13 protein-coding genes are annotated in these 23469 nt (G+C 46.8%); 2 read left to right on the top strand and 11 right to left on the bottom strand.

Translation table 11 applies throughout. The annotated features are described in order from the left end of the window. Positions 1 to 2 precede the first annotated feature (2 nt). Positions 3 to 788: a thiazole synthase gene (locus tag YWE_RS0117240; protein ID WP_029095660.1), complete on the top strand. Its 786-nt coding sequence runs from the start codon at positions 3 to 5 to the stop codon at positions 786 to 788. Then, complete coding sequence (gene thiH / locus YWE_RS0117245; RefSeq protein ID WP_029095661.1) at positions 788 to 1927, top strand: 2-iminoacetate synthase ThiH; 1140 nt, start codon at positions 788 to 790, stop codon at positions 1925 to 1927. The genes YWE_RS0117240 and thiH overlap by 1 nt, the downstream gene beginning before the upstream one ends. A gap of 267 nt (positions 1928 to 2194) precedes the next feature. Here the strand turns inward: thiH and YWE_RS0117250 are convergent, their stop codons facing one another. From YWE_RS0117250 to YWE_RS0117300, 11 genes are all read right to left on the bottom strand, one after another. Beyond that, a complete protein-coding gene (locus tag YWE_RS0117250) occupies positions 2195 to 6136 on the bottom strand; it encodes an autotransporter outer membrane beta-barrel domain-containing protein (RefSeq protein WP_029095662.1) in 3942 nt (1313 codons plus the stop codon). A gap of 481 nt (positions 6137 to 6617) precedes the next feature. Next, positions 6618 to 10118, bottom strand: a complete 3501-nt coding sequence (locus tag YWE_RS0117255; protein ID WP_029095663.1) for an autotransporter outer membrane beta-barrel domain-containing protein — start codon at positions 10116 to 10118, stop codon at positions 6618 to 6620. Positions 10119 to 10470: 352 nt separating this feature from the next. Beyond that, positions 10471 to 14691 (bottom strand): DNA-directed RNA polymerase subunit beta', encoded by a 4221-nt coding sequence (rpoC, locus tag YWE_RS0117260; RefSeq protein WP_029095664.1) that lies wholly within the window; start codon positions 14689 to 14691, stop codon positions 10471 to 10473. Positions 14692 to 14828: 137 nt separating this feature from the next. After that, a complete protein-coding gene (gene rpoB / locus YWE_RS0117265) occupies positions 14829 to 18857 on the bottom strand; it encodes a DNA-directed RNA polymerase subunit beta (protein WP_029095665.1) in 4029 nt (1342 codons plus the stop codon). A gap of 332 nt (positions 18858 to 19189) precedes the next feature. Then, a complete protein-coding gene (rplL, locus tag YWE_RS0117270; protein WP_029095666.1) occupies positions 19190 to 19558 on the bottom strand; it encodes a 50S ribosomal protein L7/L12 in 369 nt (122 codons plus the stop codon). Between the two features lie 63 nt (positions 19559 to 19621). Then, entirely contained in the window at positions 19622 to 20119 is a 498-nt protein-coding gene (rplJ, locus tag YWE_RS0117275) for a 50S ribosomal protein L10 (protein ID WP_029095667.1), read from the bottom strand. Between the two features lie 324 nt (positions 20120 to 20443). Next, positions 20444 to 21148: a 50S ribosomal protein L1 gene (gene rplA / locus YWE_RS0117280; RefSeq protein ID WP_029095668.1), complete on the bottom strand. Its 705-nt coding sequence runs from the start codon at positions 21146 to 21148 to the stop codon at positions 20444 to 20446. Between the two features lie 3 nt (positions 21149 to 21151). After that, on the bottom strand, positions 21152 to 21580 hold the full coding sequence (rplK, locus tag YWE_RS0117285; protein WP_029095669.1) for a 50S ribosomal protein L11: 429 nt from the start codon (positions 21578 to 21580) through the stop codon (positions 21152 to 21154). A gap of 228 nt (positions 21581 to 21808) precedes the next feature. Continuing rightward, the gene (gene nusG, locus YWE_RS0117290; protein ID WP_029095670.1) at positions 21809 to 22354 is read right to left on the bottom strand and encodes a transcription termination/antitermination protein NusG; all 546 of its coding nucleotides are present in this window, start codon (positions 22352 to 22354) and stop codon (positions 21809 to 21811) included. 1 nt (position 22355) lies between these two features. Further along, positions 22356 to 22739: a preprotein translocase subunit SecE gene (secE, locus tag YWE_RS0117295; RefSeq protein ID WP_029095671.1), complete on the bottom strand. Its 384-nt coding sequence runs from the start codon at positions 22737 to 22739 to the stop codon at positions 22356 to 22358. Positions 22740 to 22992: 253 nt separating this feature from the next. Then, on the bottom strand, positions 22993 to 23469 hold a 477-nt coding region (locus YWE_RS0117300), incomplete at its 5' end, for an EF-Tu C-terminal domain-related protein (RefSeq protein WP_029095672.1).

Below are 23469 nucleotides of genomic sequence, written 5' to 3' on the forward strand. Positions count from 1 at the left end.
ATATGTTTACCATTGCAGATACTACATTTACATCCCGTTTGTTTGTCGGCACAGGAAAGTTCTCGTCTGCCGCTATGATGGAAAAGGCTATTGCCGCCTCCGGTTCACAGCTGGCCACCATGGCAATGAAGCGGGTTGACCTGAATAACGCTGATGATGCAATTCTTGCTCCATTGCAGCGCTCCGGCATCAAACTGTTGCCCAATACATCCGGAGCCAAAAATGCCGCCGAAGCAATCTTTGCCGCTCAGCTTGCCAGAGAGGCATTGGGCACCCGTTGGCTAAAATTGGAAATTCATCCTGACGTCCGTTACCTGCTGCCCGACCCGATTGAAACCCTATTGGCGGCTGAAGAGCTGGTGAAACAGGGATTTATCGTTTTACCTTATTGCGGTGCCGACCCGGTGTTGTGCAAAAGGCTGGAAGAGGTCGGCTGTGCGGCAGTGATGCCTCTGGGCTCACCTATTGGTTCGAATCTGGGTTTAAAAACGGAAGAGTTCCTGCGGATTATTATTGAGCAATCAACGGTACCGGTGATTGTTGATGCCGGAATTGGCTGCCCGAGTCAGGCAGCGCAGGCTCTAGAGCTGGGTGCCGATGCGGTGCTAGTCAATACCGCTATTGCCGTTGCCGGCGATCCGGTCGGGATGGCGAAGGCGTTCCGGCTGGCTGTTGAAGCCGGCTATCTGGCCCGCCAGTCTGGCCCCGGGGCGGTACGTCATAATGCCAGCGCCTCCGCCTCCAGCCCGCTGACCTCCTTTCTCACCACCGGCCATGCAGGTGCATAATGAAAATTCAATTTCGCGATCTCTGGCAAATAATGGACTGGGAAGACATCACGTTAACCATTTACAGTAAAACCGGCGCCGACGTTAAACGGGCTCTCGCGGCGCACCAGCGAACGTTACATGATTTTATGGCGCTGATATCCCCGGCAGCGCAACCCTATCTGGAGCAAATAGCTCAGGAAGCCCAGCGGCTGACGCGCAAACGCTTTGGCCATACCGTCGGCTTTTATGCTCCGCTCTATCTCTCTAACCTATGTTCCAATGATTGCACCTACTGCGGTTTTTCAATGAGTAACCGGATTAAACGCAAGACGCTGAACGCTGAGGAAATTGACCGGGAGTGCGATGCACTCAATGCCATGGGTTATGAGCATCTATTGCTGGTTACCGGTGAACATCAGAATAAAGTGGGCATGGATTACTTTCGCCATCATTTGCCATCAATTCGCAAAAAAGTCAGCTCTCTTATGATGGAGGTTCAGCCACTTTCTACTGAAAACTATGCTGAACTAAAAACGCTGGGGCTTGATGGTGTGATGGTTTATCAGGAAACTTATAATGCCTCGACCTATCAGTATCATCATCTCAAAGGACAAAAACAGGATTTCTTCTGGCGGCTGGAAACCCCGGAGAGATTAGGTCAGGCCGGCATTGATAAGATAGGCCTTGGCGCACTTATCGGGTTATCAAAAGACTGGCGTACCGACTGTTATTTTCTGGCAACCCATCTGAGTTTTCTACAAAAGCACTACTGGCAAAGTCGGTATTCTATCTCGTTTCCCCGTTTACGCCCCTGTGCCGGAGGTATTGAACCCGCATCATTAATGGATGACCCTCAACTGGTTCAACTGATTTGTGCATTCCGTCTGTTCGCGCCGGAAGTTGAACTGTCGCTGTCTACCAGAGAGTCACCTTACTTTCGCGATCACGTTGTTCCACTCGCGATTAACAGCGTTAGCGCAGGTTCTAAAACTCAGCCCGGCGGTTATGCCGATAAGAGTAAGCCAGAGTTGGAACAGTTTTCCCCTCATGATAATCGCTCGCCTCAACAGGTTGCCGATGCTTTATCAGCTCAGGGATTACAGCCGGTATGGAAGGACTGGGATAGTTTTTTGGGAAGAACTACGCAACATCAATAAGAAGAGTGCAACAGAAGTCATATATTTTCGGTGTCGTACGCGGCCTGACAAACTCCGTCTGGTACAAAGCCGATAACCTATCTATGGTTACCCGGTGGTTGTTGCTTGTGACAGTCACCAGAGCTAATCCCCCTAGTTCTGTATGTCCCACCGCCGGAGTCCATGGAACAGCAAGCAGAATATCGAGGACTCCGGCACCTTCACCGTTAGCACAAAAAAACCGTCGGTTTACCGGCGGTTTTTACGACTAACGAAACTCAGCCTGCGTCAAAAGCTGTACTTTACGCCAATCTGGGCTTCACTACGTTCATAGCTATCTTTGCCCCACTGCAGGCCAATATGGCTATAAACCTGTAAACCATCGGTCACTTGGCCCTGCAAACCAAACTTGGTTTCAAGTTTATTCTTAGGCGCGTCATCTGACATTTTCTGACCGTTAAAGTCGAGGCTATTTTTAGCATCGCCATACAGCCAGTTAACTTCGATAAACGGCTGGGCGCTATTGTTATCAACCTTATTACGCATATAGGTACGGGCACCTAAACGGGTGTTTATGCCACTGGCATCGTTACCGCTGACGCTCAGGCCATTAGCATCTCGATGATTATCCGCACTGTAATGGGTATAAACTATTTGAGCCTGAGGTTCGATCATCCACTGGAAGCGGTCACCTTCAGTCACAATACTGGCATAGCCGGCTTCAACGGAATTAGTCCAGGTATTGCTATCGTACTTATTGCTGCCATCCACTTCGTTGTTAAACCAGCCGTACATCGACCACGCATCAACATATGCACCGGTCGGTAAGCTTTCATTTTCAAACCAGGTCAGATAAGCACCGGCGCCGTAGCCGTCAACTTTGCCGTTAGAGCGCGTTTTGGTGTAGCTACCGGTAGTATGACTTTCAGTTTTACCGTACGCCCCCATAATACCCATATGGAAACGGTTATCACCGCTGTTACTCCACTGAGCAAGCTCGCCCCCCAAGTGAATAATAGAACCATTGGCGCGCTGATCGAAATAGCCGTTAGCCGCTTTCCCCTTAGTATGATTAGCGACCAGGCGTAGCCACACTGACGGTACTCGCCCTTCTTGCTTCAGTCCTTCAGTATATTGAGGTTCACCGACACGATCGTGTAACGTATGCATAAACATCTGGGTCGCTGCGGTCTGGTTAGCTAAGTAAGAACCAATATCCGGGTTATAAATCGGTTTAAGATCTTCTTCAGGCTGAGGGTCTGTAGGTATAACCGGTGGCGTAATGACAGGTGGTTCAACATTGCTCAAATACCAATTTTGATCGGCAACTCCCTGATTCAATACATACTCATACCGACCAGCTTTAACCGGGCCGTTCAAAACAAAAGCATCATTATCTGAAGTACCTAGTACTTCAATCAGCTTGATACCACTCCCCTGAGTCAGAACTCCGTCGCCAGAAACGCGGTTAATCATTAGCTTAGTTGCTGAAGTACCGGTGACTGCATCATCCAGCACTAATACATCACTCAGACTATTTACTCCGCCTTCATTAAGCACGGTATCTAGTGCCAGGGTACCACCGTTAGATACATATTGGCCGCTGCCATAGGTTCCGGCGGCACTTGCGCCAGAAATGACTAATACATCACCTGCCTGCTTATTTTCAGTCAGGTCAATCAGGCCGCTGTTTACAAAGCGGTTAAGATTAATCAACTGCCCCTGAACGATACCTTTATTAGCGATGCTCTGTGCACCGTCCACCAAATACTCACCGCGAGTATCAGTATGTAATTCCGTATTAACTGCCGATAAGCGTAAGCTGCCTGATGTTTGATTGTTGAATACGTCATTACCGCCGCCAAAGTCTGAAATAGCGACCGATTTAGTATCACGAACTCGATCGTTATCAGCATCGGTAAAGTTACGCAGATTAAAACTGTTGGATGAGACGTTATTAAAAGTGGTGTCTTCATCACTGAGGATCATATAGCCGGTCATGGTACCGGTATTATTCACCAGCAGCGTTCCGCTCAATATCGCATTAGGGTCAATCAGCGTTGATGGCGTACTGGATAGCACGACATCATTCATAGAGTCGATGATGCCCGCATTATTTAATACAAAGTCAGGTGTACCAACGCCGGAAAATCTGATGCCCGAGACCTGATACATATCAAGCTGAGTCACCATATGATCGTTACTACGATCTCCGCCGTGAACAACCGCACCAGCGGCAATGGAAATATCACCGCGAGTATTATGAATCACAGAAATACCGGCAAGGCCTTGGCTGGCATCAATCGTAGCCATTGGACCGACGTTTACATTAGCACCGGTATTAACGCCGGTCCCCATATATTCGTCCCACGAGCGAATACCATCACCATTACCAATGATAGTCATAGTGCCGTTATCGAACGAGACCTTGGTATTACCATTTAGTGCACTAGCCTGTATCCCCTGATTACCGAAGTAGAGGGTATTTAGGCTTGTTCCGTCATGGGTTGTTATATTGCCACTGGCAAATACCGAGACATCACCATTCTCCGATCGGGCATAGATAGCGTCACCGGAATCAATCAGGTTAATGTTGCCGGTATTCATCACCGTTACATCACCATCAATTGACTGCGCATTAATTCCGTAGCCTCTCAGCCCGCTGGTAGTGATTGACCCCGAGTTATTAACTAAAACATTACCTGCATTAGCCGTTGCATAAATTGAATAGGCCGTCTTTCCGGTAGTGGTTAACTCGCCCTGATTAACGACCTCAATATCGCCACTACCAAGATTAATGGCTTGAATATTATAAGAACTTTCTCCGGCCGTTGACAGTTTGCCCGAGTTTTGAATATCAATATTACCCGTGCCTGATTGGCTAATTGAAGCGTAAATATCATTGGAGCTTCTGCCGTTTCCATCTAGGCCGACCCCGGTACTAATCTCTGTGTTATCCACGATAATATTAATATTACCTGAACTTGCACCGAGGAATTGGGTAGCAATGCCAAAGTTGGCCGATGAACCGCTATCGGTAGGATTACCCAGAACGACGATCTTCCCGCCGGTTGTCGTAACGTTGATATCCGCATCGGTAATATTGTTACCGCTATTATGACTAACCAAAATGCCGTCACTATTATTACCATTTACAATCAGGTTAGCGTTGGTTGACGAAACGTTCAAATTGCCGGAGGTTGCCACACTTTCAACCCGCAGCGCAGTAGCGTCATAGGCAGAGGTGGTGATAGTTCCGTTAGAGTGATTAACCGTAATACCGTCGGAGGCGCCGACATAAGTATTGTTAGCAAAAATAGCATGAGCCAGATAAGGATTAGAGGTATTAGTCCCTTTTAGCGCCTGACTTTTGGTTGTGATATCACCACTATTGGTAATAACGATTTTTCCTGCACCACTGCTTTCGGCCAGAATGCCTTTAGAAGCGGTACCATAAGTTGTCAAAGTGCCGGTATTAACAATATTGATCTGGCCACTGGGCGATTTGCCATAAATAGCGTGCGCACTATCGCCTTCGGTTGAAATAGTTGCGGCATTAGAAATATCAATATCAGCGCCAGCGCTGCCTACCCCAAATCCATAAAGTCCATAGGTGGCATTGCCGTGAGTTTTTAGCTGAGTATTAGTATCGCTAACTAAAATAGAGCCGGCTATACGAGCAGAAACCCAGATCGCGTGACCACCATAAGTCTCAATGGTGCCGCTACCTAAATGTTGAACTGACGTATTCTCACCCCAGGCTTCAATCCCGTCCCGACTAACGCTGTTGCCGTTGTTCACCAATATATTAAGCTGGCTGCCTTGCTCGATGGTGATAGCTGCATTTTTACCTGCTCCAGCAATAATAGCGGTATCCGCAGCGGAGTTATCCAACGTAATGTTATTATTGCCTTTAAGCAATACGGTGGCGTCGCCAGAGGTAGATCTGACGTTCAAACCATGTGAATTACCGTCGGCGGTAGGCTGATTAATGGTACTGTTATTAAAAATAAGCTCAGCGTTACCCCCATCAGATACGGTAGTTGCATTAATGCCGCGATATTCAGCTCCGGCGGTAGACTCAAAGAAGGTATTACCATCAGCTTCTGCGGTACATGACATATCATTGTTAGTACCTAAAGTGCAGGCAGCCCACAGAGAGCCCGAGTTTAATGTTAATGCAATAGCAACGACTAATAGCTTCGGCTTTACCGTTAGGCTAGGTTTCATTTACAAACATCCCTGTTGATATAATTAATATCCGTCATCAAACAATCAGAATGACAACTCTTTCAATGACCGACTTAATACATTAAACACTCTTTAGTGTCAATGCATAAATGAGACATGAGTATCAATTAATAAAAATTAGCAATTGAAAACAAAAGGATAAAAACAAATAACCATCAATTTATATTTAACATATTATTTAATATAATTTTATTCACATAAATAAAGTAACCATAATTGATTAGTTAAACTAGATAAACATGCCAAATTAAATAGTCATCAGCTGTTTGATCATTATCTCTATATATAAAATCTATATGTCGCCTAATGGAAGGGAAAAGGCTTATCGGTAGGCGTAACTTTTTGGCGAGTGGCCCCGACAAAAGAAAACACCCTGTCAGCTTATCGCTCACAGGGTGGCGTGGTCTTATTAACCGCTGGCAAACCTAAGGGTTTAATTACTCACTAAGCTAATCCTATGTCAGAAGCTGTACTTTACGCCAATCTGGGCTTCACTACGCTCATAGCTATCTTTTCCCCACTGCAGGCCAATATGGCTATAAACCTGTAAACCATCGGTCACTTGGCCCTGCAAACCAAACTTGGTTTCAAGTTTATTCTTAGGCCGGTCTTCTGACATTCTCTGGCCGTTAAAGTCGAGGCTATTTTTAGCATCGCCATACAGCCAGTTAACTTCGATAAACGGCTGGGCATTATTTTTATCAACTTTATTACGCATATAGGTACGGGCACCTAAACGGGTCGCTATACCGCTGGCATCGTTACCGCTGGCGCTCAGGCCATTCACATCACGATAGTCATCGGCACTGTAGTGGGTATACAGCACCTGTGCTTGAGGTTCGATCATCCACTGGAAGCGTTCACCTTCTGTCACAATGCTGGCATAACCGGCTTCAACGGAATTAGTCCAGGTATTGCTATCGTACTTATTACTGCCATTCACTTCGTTGTTAAACCAACCGTACATCGACCATACATCCACATAAGCACCGGTCGGCAGACTCTCATTTTCAAACCAGGTCAGATAAGCACCGGCGCCGTAGCCGTCGACTTTGCCGTTAGAACGACTTTTAGTATAACTGCCGGTAGTATGACTTTCGGTTTTACCATAAGCTCCCATAATACCCATATGGAAACGGCTATCACCGCTGTTGCTCCACTGGGCTAGCTCACCGCCCAAGTGAACAACCGAACTATTGGCACGCTGAGCGAAATAGCCGCTAGCAGCTTCACTCTTGGTATGGTTCGCCACTAAGCGTAGCCAAACCGAGGGAACTCGGCCTTCCTGCTTTAGCCCTTCGGTATACTGAGGCTCACCCGCACGGTCGTGTAAAGAATGCATAAACATCTGGGTTGCCGCAGTCTGATTAGCTAAATATGCACCAATATCTGAGTTATAAATAGGCTTCTGATTTTCTTCAGGCTTAGGCGTTGGCGGATTAATTGGATCCACAGGAGGCGTTACCACCGGTGGTTCCGTATTGCTCAGATACCAATTTTGATCGGTTGCGCCCTGATTTAGCACATACTCATACCGGCCGGCCTTTACCGGAGCGCTCAACGTAAAGGCATCGCTATCTGAGGTTCCTAATACTTCAACCAGTTTGATACCGTTACCTTGGGTTAACGCCCCCTCGCCGGAAACGTGATTAATCGCCAGCTTAGTGGCTGAAGTACCGGTGACGGCATCATCCAGCACTAATATATCACTTAGGCTATTTACTCCGCCTTCGTTGAGCACGGTATCTAACGCCAGCGTACCACCGTTAGATATATACTGAGCACCACCGTAAGTTCCGGCAGTGCTTCCACCGGAGATAACCAGCACGTCACCGGCCTGATTATTTTCGGTTAAATCAATCAGACCACTGTTCACAAAGCGATTCAGGTTAAGTAGCTGCCCCTGAACCGTGCCTTTATTCGCGGTACTTAAAGCCCCGGATACCAGATATTCACCGGTAGTATCAGTATGTAATTCGGTATTGACTGCCGATAAGCGTAGGGTGCTCGATGTTTGATTATTGAATACGTCATTGCCGCCACCAAAGTCTGAAATAGCGATCGATTTAGTATCACGAACCCCATCGCTATCAGCATCGGTAAAGTTACGCAGATTAAAGCCGTTGGATGAGAAGTTATTAAAGGTGGTGTCTTCATCGCTGAGGATCATATAACCGGTCATAGTACCGGTATTATTCACCAACAACGTCCCGGCCAAAGTGGCGCCCGGCGCTACAAAGTTATGCAGTTCGTTCACCAACACGACATCATTCATCGAATCAATCACGCCGGCGTTATCCAGTACGAAATCCGGCGTACCTTCCCCGGTGAAGCGGACACCGGCAACCTGATGGATATCAATCTGATTGCTTGAAAGATCGTTTTTCCGATCTCCGCCGTGAACAACCGCACCGGCGGCAATAGAAATATTGCCCTTATTGTTATTACCAATGACGATGCCAGACAGGCCTCTGCTGGCATCCACTACCGCATCCGCACCCAGAATAATTTTAGCGCTGGCCCCCGTGCCCGAATATTCATCCCATGAACGAATACCATCGCCACTGCCGACGGAGGCTATCGTACCTTTATCGTATGAGACCAGTGCGTTTCCGCCGCCGCTGGCGCCTACCATAATGGCTTGATTACCAAATGTATTCACTTTGCCGCTATTATTTTGATCTGAAGTGATATTACCCGTTGAAAATAATGAGCTATTACCCTTCGTGGCGCTAAGCATAATACCGGTACCAAAGCCTCCGAAATTAATCTCACCGCTGTTAATAACCGAAACATTGCCGCTGAAAGAACCGCCATAAATAGCGGTAGCCATATCACCGCTTGAGGTCACCGATCCTGAGTTATTAATAATTACATCGCCAGAATTAGTCTGTACATTAACGGCTGCAATACTACGCCCAAGCATAGACAATTCGCCGCTATTGGTAATAGTTACACCACCGCTGCCTTGATTATCAGCGAAGATAAGGCTGGAGGTCGCGCCGGCCGTGGTTAATTTACCGGAGTTTTTGATATCTATATTTCCGGAGCCCAAATTATCAATTCTTGCATCAATCGCATGAGATAACGGGGCCTTACCGTCTAAATGAGTACCAACGCTAATTTCTGTTTTATCAACAATAATATTAATATCGCCGCTGTTAACACCGCGAATAGAAGCTTCAATACCATGGCTATATATATTTTTATTCAACAAGTTAGCTATCGGGGCATCCAATACCTTAATACTCCCACCGCGAGTCGTGATATTAATATTAGCCGTTGAGGTCTCATTCATCGCCGTGGTATGAACAGCAACAATCCCATCGCTATCAATGCCATTGACATTTAATAGCGCATTGGTTGAAGAGATATTGATATCACCGGTAGATGCGGAACTCTCCGCGCGGATAGCCGATGAGTTATAGGCAGAGGTGGTAATCGTTCCTCCGGTATGATCAATAGTGATCCCCCCGGAAGCCCCGGTAGAAGAGTTAATCGCCTGAATACCGTGGGACTCAGGCGTGGTTGGGAATTGAATAATATGATTCTGGCTTTGAGTGGTGATATCCGCATTATTGGTAATAATGATTTTTCCTGCGCCGTTACTTTCAGCAAGAATGCCTTTTGAGCCAAGGCCGGAAGTGGTTAACGAACCTGAATTAACGATATCAATCGGCCCTTCACCCGTGACCTCATGGAGAGCATGCTCGCCATCACCGCCAGTTGAAATTTCCACATCATTTTCAATTTCACTGCTACTGACGGCAGTCATGGCTTTAATGCCAATAAATGGAGTTTTGCTTACGGATTCTGAAATATGAGGAATATCAACGTCTGTAGTACATAGCAGGTCATTACTCATACCTGAACTGCAGGCCGCCCACAGGGAACCTGAATTTAATGTTAAGGCAATAGCGACCACTAATAGCTTCGGTTTTACCGTTAGGCTAGGTTTCATTTATAAACATCCCTGTATAAAACAACTCACATCCGTCAGTTGATTAATATAATTACAACTTATTTCAATTTGCGAATTAATACATAAAACACCTATTTATGTCAAACAATTAATGAGACTTAAATCTCAATAAATATAAAATAGTCATATAATACATTAAGGTGATTAAATTAAATTTACGTTTAAATACAAAGTCAAAATTATAAGCAATGGTGTGAAAATACCTATAGTGGGTTAATAGATATATTAATTACCTCTAAATGAAATAATATTTTTCTGGCCATATCTTTTCTTTGGGTATAAAAAAACCGCCCCTAGAGGCGGTTTTTTACAGTTTAATAATAACGAGAAATTAATCGTTATTATTACCCAGTCCTGCATTTAGTAGCTCAGCTAAGTTAGCCGTTGCTTCTTCTGCACTCACTTGTGGGCTAGCAATCACATCTTCAACGTGGCGACGGCGCGTACGTTCCTGATGATAAGCGTAACCGGTACCCGCCGGAATCAGGCGACCAACGATAACGTTCTCTTTCAGACCGCGTAACTCATCACGTTTACCAGCAACCGCAGCTTCAGTCAGCACGCGAGTTGTTTCCTGGAACGATGCCGCAGAGATGAAGGATTCGGTAGCCAACGATGCTTTAGTGATACCTAACAGGTCACGAGCAAATGTTGCACCCAGTTTGCCTTCAGCTTCAAGGTTGCGGTTAGCAATCTTAATGCGTGCGTACTCAGCCTGTTCGCCTTCAAGGAAGTCGGTATTGCCCGGATGAACAATAGTCCCTTTACGCAGCATCTGACGAACGATAACTTCAATGTGTTTATCGTTAATCTTAACGCCTTGCAGACGGTAAACTTCCTGAACTTCGTTAACGATGTAACGAGTCACTTCATGCACGCCGCGCAGACGCAGGATGTCATGTGGAGACTCTGGACCATCGGAAACAACGTCACCGCGTTCAACCAGTTCGCCTTCGAATACGTTCAGCTGACGCCACTTAGGAATCATCTCTTCGTACGGCTCACTGCCGTCCATCGGAGTGATAACCAGACGACGCTTACCTTTAGTCTCTTTACCGAACGAGATCACGCCGCTGATTTCAGCAAGGATCGCAGGCTCTTTCGGACGACGCGCTTCGAACAGGTCAGCTACGCGTGGCAGACCACCGGTAATATCGCGAGTACCGCCAGATTCTTGTGGAATACGCGCAAGCGTATCACCAGCACCGATTTCTACACCATCTTCTAACTGGATAATTGTTTTACCCGGTAAGAAGTATTGAGCAGGCATATCAGTACCAGGAACCAGTACATCATTACCTTTAGCATCAACAATTTTCAGTGCAGGACGCAGGTCTTTAGTACTACCTGTACGCTCAGCGCCTTCAAGAACAACGATAGAAGACAGGCCGGTTAGTTCGTCAGTCTGACGGGTAATCGTCTGACCGTCGACCATATCAGTGAAGCGAATAAAGCCGCCAACTTCAGTGATAACTGGCATGGTATGCGGATCCCAGTTAGCAACGGTTTCGCCGCCAACAACACCAACACCATCACCTTTTGCCATCACCGAGCCGTAAGGTACTTTATAGCTCTCTTTAGTACGACCAAATTCGTCGATTAACGTCAGCTCAGTATTACGTGAAGTAATAACCAGTTTGTTTGCTGCGTTAATAACAAATTTCGCGTTCTTCAGCTTCAGCGTACCGGTATTTCTTACCTGGATGCTTGATTCAGCTGCCGCACGCGATGCCGCACCACCGATGTGGAACGTACGCATGGTTAACTGTGTACCAGGTTCACCGATGGACTGAGCAGCGATAACACCGATAGCCTCACCTTTGTTGATGATATGGCCACGCGCCAGGTCACGTCCGTAACAGTTAGCACAAACACCGAAGTCGGTATCACAGCTAACGACAGAACGAACCTTGATGATGTCAACAGAGTGCTCTTCTAACAGATCACACCATTTTTCATTCAACAGCGTATTACGTGGAACCAGAATATCAGCAGTACCCGGCTTCAGAACGTCTTCAGCAGTAACACGACCCAATACGCGCTCGCGCAGAGGTTCTTTAACGTCACCACCTTCGATAACCGGAGTCATCACGATACCGTTATGGGTTCCACAGTCGTCTTCAATAACCACCAGATCCTGTGCCACGTCAACTAAACGACGGGTCAGGTAACCGGAGTTAGCCGTTTTCAGTGCGGTATCCGCCAAACCTTTACGAGCACCGTGAGTAGAGATGAAGTACTGAAGTACGTTCAAGCCTTCACGGAAGTTCGCAGTGATTGGGGTTTCGATGATTGAGCCATCTGGCTTAGCCATCAGACCACGCATACCCGCCAACTGACGAATCTGTGCAGCCGAGCCACGAGCACCGGAGTCAGCCATCATAAAGATGCTGTTGAAGGAAACTTGCTGCTCTTCTTCACCGTGACGGTTAATCACAGTTTCAGTAGACAGGTTTTCCATCATCGCTTTAGCTACACGTTCGTTAGCCGCAGCCCAGATATCGATAACTTTATTATAACGTTCGCCAGCGGTAACCAGACCAGTTTGGAACTGCTGCTGAATTTCTGCTACTTCGGTTTCGGCTTCAGAGATAATTTCAGCTTTCTTGGCTGGGATTACCATGTCATCGATACCAACAGATGCACCAGAACGTGCCGCATAGGCAAAGCCGGTATACATCGTTTGGTCAGCAAAAATAACCGTTGGCTTCAGGCCTAAGATGCGATAACAGGTGTTAATCATCTTAGAAATTGCTTTCTTACCTAGTGCCTGGTTGATGATTGAGTAAGGTAGACCTTTTGGTACGATCATCCATAAGATGGCACGACCAACGGTGGTATCCACCAGGCCCGTCTTCTCAGTCCACTCACCTTCAGCACTCTTCTCATACTCAGTGATACGCACTTTAACGCGAGCATGCAGTTCGGCGTGGCCGGCACGATAAACGCGCTCAGCTTCGTTAGATCCGCCTAACACCATGCCTTCGCCTTTCGCATTCACTTTGTCACGGGTCATGTAATACAGACCTAGAACAACGTCCTGAGAAGGAACGATGATTGGTTCACCATTCGCAGGAGACAGAATGTTATTGGTAGACATCATCAACGCACGCGCTTCCAGCTGGGCTTCCAGCGTTAGCGGTACGTGTACAGCCATTTGGTCACCATCGAAGTCGGCGTTGTATGCCGCACACACTAGTGGGTGCAACTGAATCGCTTTACCTTCGATAAGAACTGGTTCAAATGCCTGAATACCTAAACGGTGCAGAGTAGGTGCACGGTTCAGCAGCACTGGGTGTTCGCGGATAACTTCGTCTAGGATATCCCAAACGACAGCTTCTTCACGCTCAACCATTTTCTTAGCAGCTTTAATAGTGGTAGCAAGACCACGCAGTTCCAGCTTGCCATAGATAAACGGTTTGAACAGTTCCAATGCCATTTTCTTCGGCAGACCGCACTGATGCAGACGCAGGTATGGACCTACGGTGATTACAGAACGACCGGAGTAGTCAACACGCTTACCAAGCAGGTTCTGACGGAAACGACCCTGTTTACCTTTGATCATATCTGCCAAAGATTTCAGAGGACGCTTGTTAGAACCGGTAATAGCACGACCGCGACGACCATTGTCTAATAACGCATCTACCGCTTCTTGTAACATACGCTTTTCATTGCGTACGATGATATCCGGCGCAGCCAGATCCAATAGGCGTTTCAGACGGTTGTTACGGTTGATAACGCGACGATATAAATCGTTCAGGTCAGAAGTCGCAAAACGACCGCCGTCCAGCGGTACCAAAGGACGTAAATCAGGTGGAAGAACCGGCAGAACGGTCAGAATCATCCACTCTGGCTTATTGCCTGACTGAATGAATGCTTCCAGTAATTTAACGCGCTTAGTCAGCTTTTTACGTTTGGTTTCAGAGTTGGTTTCATTTAACTCTTCGCGCAGTTGCTCGCATTCTACTTCCAGATCCATGCCTTTCAGCAGTGACTGGATAGCTTCAGCACCCATCTTCGCGTCAAATTCATCACCAAACTCTTCCAGCGCATCCAGATACTGCTCTTCAGTCAGAATCTGACGACGCTCTAAGTTAGTCATACCGCCTTCAACAACCACGTATGATTCGAAGTACAGTACGCGCTCAATGTCACGCAGTGGCATATCAAGTAATAAACCAATACGAGACGGCAGTGATTTTAAGAACCAAATGTGCGCAGTCGGAGAAGCCAGTTCAATATGGCCCATACGCTCACGACGCACTTTAGTCTGAGTCACTTCAACGCCACATTTTTCACAAATGACGCCGCGGTGTTTTAAACGCTTGTACTTACCGCACAGGCATTCATAGTCTTTTACTGGTCCGAAAATACGGGCGCAGAAAAGGCCGTCACGTTCTGGTTTGAACGTACGGTAGTTAATGGTTTCCGGCTTCTTAACTTCGCCGAAAGACCAAGAACGGATCATATCTGGCGAAGCCAGTGCTATTTTGATCGCATCAAACTCTTCGGTCTTAGATTGAGCTTTCAGAAACTTCAGTAAATCTTTCACGGATCGGCTCCTGTCGGAGTTAAACCTGTTGGGCGCTCAACTGATTCTTAAACCTGTTCTTAAACAGATTATAAGGGGTTAAGCGCCCCTGTGCCCTGCAACCATCCCCGGCGAACCGGGGTGGAAATTAGAAGGAATTAACCCTCTTCCAACTCGATGTTAATACCCAGCGAGCGGATTTCTTTCAACAGTACGTTGAAGGATTCCGGCATGCCTGGTTCCATCTGATGGTTGCCATCCACGATGTTTTTGTACATCTTGGTACGGCCGTTTACGTCATCGGACTTGACGGTCAGCATTTCTTGTAGGGTGTACGCTGCGCCATAAGCTTCCAGCGCCCACACTTCCATCTCACCGAAGCGTTGTCCACCGAACTGAGCCTTACCACCCAGCGGTTGCTGAGTAACCAGGCTGTAAGAACCGGTAGAACGAGCATGCATCTTGTCATCAACCAAGTGGTTAAGTTTCAGCATGTACATATAGCCAACGGTAACCGGACGTTCGAATTGCTCACCGGTACGTCCATCAAACAGAGTAATCTGACCGGAGGTCGGTAAACCGCCCAGAGTCAGGAGCTCTTTGATTTCTTTCTCTTTCGCACCATCAAACACTGGCGTTGCAATTGGCATACCCTTACGCAGGTTCTCTGCCAGAGTTAGCACTGCTTCATCAGAGAATGTACTTAAGTCCACTTTCTGACGCAGATCGTCACCCAGATCGTATGCTTTCTGGATAAATTCACGCAGTTTTGCAACTTCTTGCTGCTGTTTCAGCATGGCATTGATCTTATCGCCGATACCTTTTGCAGCCATACCCAAGTGGGTTTCCAGAATCTGACCGATGTTCATACGCGATGGTACGCCCAGAGGGTTCAGCACGAGGTCAACAGGCGTTCCGTTTTCATCGTAAGGCATATCTTCGATCGGGTTGATCTTAGAGATAACACCTTTGTTACCATGACGTCCTGCCATCTTGTCACCTGGTTGAATCTGACGTTTAACGGCCAGATACACTTTGACAATCTTCAGTACGCCAGGGGCTAAATCATCACCCTGAGTGATTTTACGACGCTTACCGTCAAGTTTCTTCTCGAACTCAGATTTTAGTTCATCATACTGCTCAGCCAGCTGTTCTAACTGGTTTTGCTTGTCTTCATCACTTAATCCGATTTCCAGCCACTTGTCGTGAGTCAGTTTGCTTAGCTTCTCAGCTTCGATGCCGCCGGAAACCAGCACATCGTGAATACGAGCAAACAGGCCAGCTTCAAAGATTTTCAGTTCTTCAGTCAGGTCTTTCTTAACCTGCTTAAGCTGCATATCTTCGATTTCAAGCGCACGCTTATCTTTCTCTACGCCATCACGAGTAAAGACTTGAACGTCGATAATGGTACCTGAAACACCGTTTGGTACGCGCAGAGATGAGTCTTTAACGTCAGACGCTTTCTCACCAAAGATTGCACGTAGCAGTTTTTCTTCTGGTGTCAGTTGGGTTTCACCTTTAGGGGTTACCTTACCAACCAGAATGTCACCGCCGGTCACTTCAGCACCGATATAAACGATACCTGATTCATCCAGCTTGGAGAGTGCAGCTTCACCCACGTTAGGGATATCAGCCGTGATCTCTTCAGGCCCTAACTTGGTATCACGAGACACGCAAGATAGTTCTTGGATATGGATCGTAGTAAAACGATCTTCCTGCACAACGCGCTCGGAAACCAAGATGGAGTCTTCGAAGTTATAACCGTTCCAAGGCATGAACGCGACGCGCATGTTTTGGCCCAGTGCCAGCTCGCCTAAATCAGTAGACGGACCGTCGGCTAACACGTCACCGCGTTCAACCGGCTCGCCTAAAGAGACGCATGGCATTTGACTGATACAGGTGTTCTGGTTAGAACGGGTGTATTTAGTCAGGTTATAAATATCGATACCTGCTTCGCCCGGTAACATCTCTTCTTCGTTAACTTTGATAACGATACGAGAGGCGTCAACGTATTGAACAGTACCGCCACGCGTTGCCACTGCGGTTACACCGGAGTCAACGGCTACAGCACGTTCCATACCGGTACCAACCAGCGGCTTATCAGCGCGCAGAGTAGGAACTGCCTGACGTTGCATGTTCGCACCCATCAGGGCACGGTTGGCATCATCATGCTCCAGGAACGGAATCAAAGAAGCACCTACGGACACAACCTGTTGGGTTGAAACGTCCATATAGTCGACTTGTTCACGGCTGAATAAGCTTGATTCGCCTTTGTTACGACAGGTAACCAGGTCTTCCATAAAGTGGCCTTCGTCACTCAAGTTTGAGTTCGCCTGAGCGATAACGAAGTTGCCTTCTTCAATGGCAGATAAATAGTGGATCTCATCGGTCACCACGCCTTCGCGTACGCGACGGTAAGGTGTTTCTAAGAAACCATACTCATTGGTCTGAGCATAAACAGACAGTGAGTTGATCAGACCGATGTTTGGACCTTCCGGCGTTTCGATTGGACATACGCGACCATAGTGAGTCGGATGTACGTCACGGACTTCGAAGCCTGCACGCTCACGCGTTAAGCCGCCCGGGCCCAGAGCAGAAATACGACGCTTATGCGTGATCTCTGACAGTGGGTTATTCTGGTCCATAAATTGGGATAACTGGCTTGAACCAAAGAACTCTTTCACCGCAGCCGAAATTGGCTTAGCGTTGATCATGTCCTGTGGCATTAGCGTATCCAGATCGCCTAAAGACAGACGCTCTTTCACGGCACGTTCAACGCGCACAAGGCCAACGCGGAATTGGTTTTCTGCCATTTCGCCAACGGAGCGAATACGACGGTTACCTAAGTGATCGATATCATCCACTTCACCAACACCGTTACGGATGCCGATAAGCTTTCTCATCACTTCAGTAATGTCTTCTTTGCACAGAATGCCTGAGCCTTCGATTTCTTCACGACCTAAAGAACGGTTGAACTTCATGCGGCCTACCGCAGAAAGGTCATAACGGTCTTCAGAGAAGAACAGGTTCTCAAACAGATTCTCTGCAGCTTCGCGCGTTGGTGGTTCACCAGGACGCATCATGCGATAAATCTCAACCAACGCGCTTAAGCGATCGCTGGTTGGATCGACGCGGATGGTCTCAGACATATATGAACCATGATCCAGATCGTTGGTAAACAGAGTTTCAATACGCTTGTGACCCGCCTGACTTAATTTAGCCAGCAGATCCAGCGTCAGCTCCATATTGGCAGGACAGATGATTTCACCTGTGCTTGCGTCGATATAATCTTTAGCAACAACTTTTCCAATAATGTATTCAGTTGGTACTTCAATTTTATCAATGCCATCTTTTTCAAGCTGGCGGATATGGCGAGCTGTAATACGGCGACCTTTCTCTACAAAAATCTTACCGCCAGCTTCGATATCGAAAGAGGCAGTTTCACCACGTAAGCGCTCAGGAACAAGTTCCATCTGCAGCTTGTTGTCGCGAATTTCAAAGACAACTTTGGCAAAGAACAGATCTAAAATTTGCTCAGTCGTATAGTTCAGTGCACGTAAGATGATCGTCGCGGGTAATTTACGACGACGGTCAATACGGACGAACAGGTTATCTTTCGGGTCAAACTCGAAATCTAACCAAGAACCGCGGTAAGGAATGATACGCGCGTTATACAGGACTTTACCCGATGAATGGGTTTTACCTTTATCACTATCAAAGAACACACCCGGACTACGGTGTAACTGGGACACGATAACGCGTTCTGTACCATTGATGACAAAGGTACCGTTATCGGTCATGAGCGGAATCTCGCCCATATAAACTTCTTGTTCTTTGATGTCTTTAACCGTGCCCGCAGGTGCGTCACGATCGTAAATCACTAAACGCAATTTAACGCGCAGCGGTGCTGAATAAGTCACACCACGAATTTGACATTCTTTGACGTCGAATACAGGTTCACCAAGACGATAGCTCACATACTGCAACTCTGAGTTGCCGCTGTAGCTCTGGATAGGGAACACAGAACGGAATGCAGCTTCCAGTCCATGTTGGCCTTCCGGGTCTTGCTCGATGAACTTCTGGAACGAGTCAAGCTGGATAGAAAGAAGGTAAGGGATGTCCAGTACTTGTGGACGTTTACCAAAATCCTTACGGATGCGTTTTTTCTCGGTATAGGAGTAAACCATAGGGTTCCTCAGCTCGCTGGAAAGTCGAACCACTCTGTCCGTCCAGATAGGGACAGTTCATGCAACACGATTTATAACGATCGGAAGAATGAGATATCTTCCGTAATATCCTTTCCCGATAACTCTTAAATCATTTCATCGCGCTGTGATTGCAGGATTTACTACAGTCAGGGAGAGCAATATATTAAGTCGTTACCCGAAAAAAATATTGGGGCTACTCAGCAGTAAAAAAGTGTGAAATTCCACTGAACCCCTAGAGCGCAAAAAAGCTGGTGACCAAAAAGTCACCAGCCATCAGCCTATAAAGTCAGGCTGCAAACTTTAAAGCAGTCTTACTTAATCTCAACAGAAGCGCCTGCTTCTTCCAGAGCTTTTTTCAGAGCTTCAGCATCGTCTTTATTGATGCCTTCTTTAACTGGAGTCGGTGCAGCTTCTACTAAGTCTTTAGCTTCTTTCAAGCCAAGACCAGTTGCGCTACGTACTGCTTTGATTGCAGCAACTTTGTTAGCGCCAGCAGCAGTCAGGATTACGTCGAATTCAGTTTTCTCTTCTACAGCTTCAGCAGCGGCAGCAGGGCCCGCAGCTACAGCAGCAGCTGAAACGCCGAATTTCTCTTCCATAGCAGAAATCAGTTCAACGATTTCCATTACAGATAAAGCTGCAATACCGTCTAAAATTTGGTCTTTAGTGATAGTTGACATAACAAGTGTTCCTAAAATATAGAAATAGTTTATACGTTAAAAAGCATCGACGGAAAAAGGCTATTAAGCAGCTTCTTTCTGATCGCGCAGCGCAGCCAAGGTACGAACCAATTTGCCGGCAGCGGCTTCTTTCATGGTTCCCATCAGGCGTGCGATTGCTTCTTCGTAGGTTGGTAAGGTTGCTAAGCGGTCAATGTTTGCCGCAGAGATAAACTCACCTTCAAAGGCTGCTGCTTTAACCTCAAATTTTGGATTCTCTTTAGCAAAAGCTTTGAATAAACGAGCAGCTGCGCCCGGATGTTCACTAGAGAAAGCAATTAAGGTTGGACCAACAAACGTGTCTTGCAGGCACTCGTATTGAGTTCCTTCAACAACGCGACGCATTAAGGTGTTACGAACAACACGCATATATACGCCAGCTTCACGACCTGCTTTACGCAGTTCAGTCATTTTGGCTACAGAAACGCCGCGGGAATCCGCAACAACTGCAGACAGCGCGCCCTTGGCTACTTCGCTAACTTCAGCAACAATCGCTTGTTTGTCTTGAAGATTTAATGCCATTGGCTTTTTGCTCCTGGATTAGACTGGGAAAATCCCCAGAACTCACATCACTTGCGCACGCTACTTCCCGAAGAAAGTAGCAGAACAAGCGTTAAAACACGGTGAGCAGAATCCAGCAAAAACTTCTATAAAAGACATTTTTAGGCTCTCTCACCGTCTACGCAGGCCGTTACCTTGTACTTTATAAGTAACTAAGAACAGCAATTAAGTGTGTCGCCACACGCCTGCGGTCTTGGACGGAGGCCTGGAAAAGGCCAGGCTCCAACCGATAAAATCTAAGGGGCCAAATTCTAGACGAATCTGGCTCCATAGTAAAGCAACGAATTAGTTCGCTGCTGAGCTCAGGCTGCTTTGATCGATAGCCACGCCAGCACCCATGGTGGTTGACAGGCTAACTTTCTTAACAAAGATACCTTTAGCTGTAGATGGCTTAGCTTTCTTCAGTGCAGACAGAAGAGACTCTAAGTTCTCTTGCAGTTTAGCTGTATCGAAGTCAACTTTACCAATCGTGGTATGGATAATACCGTTTTTGTCGTTACGATAACGAACCTGACCCGCTTTAGCATTACGAACAGCTTCAGCAACGTTAGGGGTTACAGTACCCACTTTCGGGTTTGGCATCAGGCCACGTGGACCTAAAACCTGGCCTAATTGACCAACAACGCGCATTGCATCAGGAGAAGCAATAACAACGTCAAAGTTCATTTCGCCTTTCTTGATTTGGTCAGCCAAATCTTCCATACCGATCAGGTCAGCGCCAGCTTCTTTAGCAGCTTCAACGTTAGCACCTTGGGTAAATACAGCTACGCGAACCGTACGACCAGTACCGTGTGGTAGCACTGTTGCGCCACGAACGTTTTGGTCAGATTTACGAGCGTCGATACCCAGGTTTACAGCTACGTCTACACTTTCAACGAATTTAGCAGTCGCTAATTCTTTCAGCAGAGCAACAGCTTCAGCAATTTCATACTGCTTAGTTGAGTCAACTTTGTCACGGATTACGCGCATGCGCTTGGTTAGCTTAGTCATCTATTAACCCTCCACTACCAGGCCCATGGAACGAGCAGTACCTTCAATAGAGCGCACCATAGCGTCCATATCAGCACCAGTCATGTCCGCAGATTTAGTTTCTGCGATTTCGCGAACTTGCGCGTTTGTTACTGTTCCGACTTTAGTCTTGTTCGGTACACCTGAACCAGACTTGATGCCAGCAGCTTTCTTCAACAGAACGGCTGCAGGAGGAGTCTTAGTTACGAAGGTGAAAGAACGGTCAGCGTAAACAGTAATAACAACAGGGATTGGCAAGCCTTTTTCGATGCTATCAGTTTTAGCATTGAACGCTTTACAGAATTCCATGATGTTCACACCTTGTTGACCCAGAGCTGGACCAACTGGTGGACTTGGATTAGCCATACCGGCTGCAACTTGCAGCTTAACGTAGGCTTGGACTTTCTTAGCCATTGAGATTTCCTCGTTTTGGGTGATAGCGCCTCTATGAGGCTCCCCGTGTGTAATATTTGCTTTTGCTTATCTGCGAATAAATCGTAAATACAAACAAAAATAAAAAGGCGCGAAATTATAAAATAATCTCGCGCTTGTTACAATAACCAGATGGTTATTAGATGACCGTATGTTGATTACGTTGAGAATTTAATAACAAACGCCACCAACATGCAGAAATTTTTACGCTTAGCCTTTCTCTACCTGACCAAAGTCTAATTCTACCGGCGTTGCACGACCAAAAATTGAAACCGACACTTTCAGGCGGCTCTTCTCGTAGTCGACTTCTTCAACCACACCGTTAAAGTCGGCAAATGGGCCATCGTTAACACGGACCAATTCACCTGGTTCAAATAGCGTTTTAGGACGTGGCTTATCACCAACCTGCTGTAAGCGATTCATAATCGCATCAACTTCTTTATCGCTGATTGGTGCAGGACGATCGGATGTACCACCAATAAAGCCCATAACGCGTGGAATGCTACGAACTAAATGCCATGTTGCATCGTTCATTGTCATTTGGACTAATACGTAGCCTGGGAAAAATTTACGTTCACTTTTCCGGCGTTGGCCACCGCGAATCTCAACAACCTCTTCGGTTGGAACCATCACTTCGCCAAACTGATCTTCCATTTCCTGCAGCTTGATATGCTCACGCAGCGATTGCGCTACGCGGCCTTCAAAACCAGAAAATGCTTGAACTACGTACCAACGCTTTTTAGGGGCTTCAGACATCTTAGAACCTCAGGCCAGTTATAAATGACACCAAACGGACCAGAATACCATCCAGCCCCCATAGAATCAGTGACATCACGGCAGTCACTGCAGCAACGATTAACGTTGTGTGCAGAGCTTCCTGACGCGTAGGCCAAATCACTTTGCGAACTTCAACACGAGCAGCCTTAGCAAACTCTAGTGTTGCTTTACCTTTTACGGTAAATAACGCGACAGCGAAAGCAACGCCAATGATAGCAACAACGGCCAGCGCACGCAGTGGCAGGCTATAACCGCGGTAAATATAATTACCACCGATAGCAACCGCTAACAGCAATGCAACGATAACCCATTTAACTATTTCTAGTCCGCGCCCGCTTCCTTGAGCTTCGGTATTCGCACTCATAAACCAACCTGTCATTATGACTTAAATAATCACTCGCTTCGTATTCACGAAGCAACCAAGCCGAACGCTCTTTCTTCGGCACAATACGCCGTATATTTTCTAATGAGCCTATCTCACCCTAGCTCTCACCGCATTTATTTTCTAGCTATAATGCAGAAGAACTTGATGAGATAGGTTCTTTTATTCAACTATTTTTCAACTATGTTGAAAAAGGGCATCAAATGATGCCCTTTTAAAGCCTATTGCGTCAATCTTATTTAATGATCTTAGCAACAACGCCGGCACCAACGGTACGGCCACCTTCACGAATAGCGAAGCGTAAACCTTCGTCCATCGCGATTGGTGCAATCAGAGTTACTGTCATCTGAATGTTGTCACCAGGCATCACCATCTCTACGCCTTCTGGCAGTTCGATAGTACCGGTCACGTCAGTTGTACGGAAGTAGAACTGTGGACGGTAGCCTTTGAAGAATGGAGTATGACGACCACCTTCATCTTTGCTCAGAATATAAACTTCTGATACAAAGTTGGTGTGCGGGTTGATTGAACCTGGNTTAGCCAGTACTTGNCCNCGTTCGATTTCTTCACGCTTAGTACCACGCAGCAGAACACCAACGTTCTCACCAGCACGGCCTTCGTCAAGTAACTTACGGAACATTTCAACGCCAGTACAGGTAGTTTGTACGGTATCTTTGATACCAACAATCTCAACGGCTTCACCGACTTTAAC

The sequence above is a fragment of the Budvicia aquatica DSM 5075 = ATCC 35567 genome, from assembly GCF_000427805.1.
GTDB classification, from domain to species: Bacteria; Pseudomonadota; Gammaproteobacteria; order Enterobacterales; family Enterobacteriaceae; genus Budvicia; species Budvicia aquatica.

Excerpts from the sequence above, each read along its gene's own strand:
- YWE_RS0117240 (WP_029095660.1), top strand. The coding sequence starts at position 3 with ATGTTTACCATTGCAGATACTACATTTACATCCCGTTTGTTTGTCGGC.
- thiH (WP_029095661.1), top strand. The coding sequence starts at position 788 with ATGAAAATTCAATTTCGCGATCTCTGGCAAATAATGGACTGGGAAGAC.
- YWE_RS0117250 (WP_029095662.1), bottom strand. The coding sequence starts at position 6,136 with ATGAAACCTAGCCTAACGGTAAAGCCGAAGCTATTAGTCGTTGCTATT.
- YWE_RS0117255 (WP_029095663.1), bottom strand. The coding sequence starts at position 10,118 with ATGAAACCTAGCCTAACGGTAAAACCGAAGCTATTAGTGGTCGCTATT.
- rpoB (WP_029095665.1), bottom strand. The coding sequence starts at position 18,857 with ATGGTTTACTCCTATACCGAGAAAAAACGCATCCGTAAGGATTTTGGT.
- rplL (WP_029095666.1), bottom strand. The coding sequence starts at position 19,558 with ATGTCAACTATCACTAAAGACCAAATTTTAGACGGTATTGCAGCTTTA.
- rplJ (WP_029095667.1), bottom strand. The coding sequence starts at position 20,119 with ATGGCATTAAATCTTCAAGACAAACAAGCGATTGTTGCTGAAGTTAGC.
- rplA (WP_029095668.1), bottom strand. The coding sequence starts at position 21,148 with ATGACTAAGCTAACCAAGCGCATGCGCGTAATCCGTGACAAAGTTGAC.
- rplK (WP_029095669.1), bottom strand. The coding sequence starts at position 21,580 with ATGGCTAAGAAAGTCCAAGCCTACGTTAAGCTGCAAGTTGCAGCCGGT.
- nusG (WP_029095670.1), bottom strand. The coding sequence starts at position 22,354 with ATGTCTGAAGCCCCTAAAAAGCGTTGGTACGTAGTTCAAGCATTTTCT.
- secE (WP_029095671.1), bottom strand. The coding sequence starts at position 22,739 with ATGAGTGCGAATACCGAAGCTCAAGGAAGCGGGCGCGGACTAGAAATA.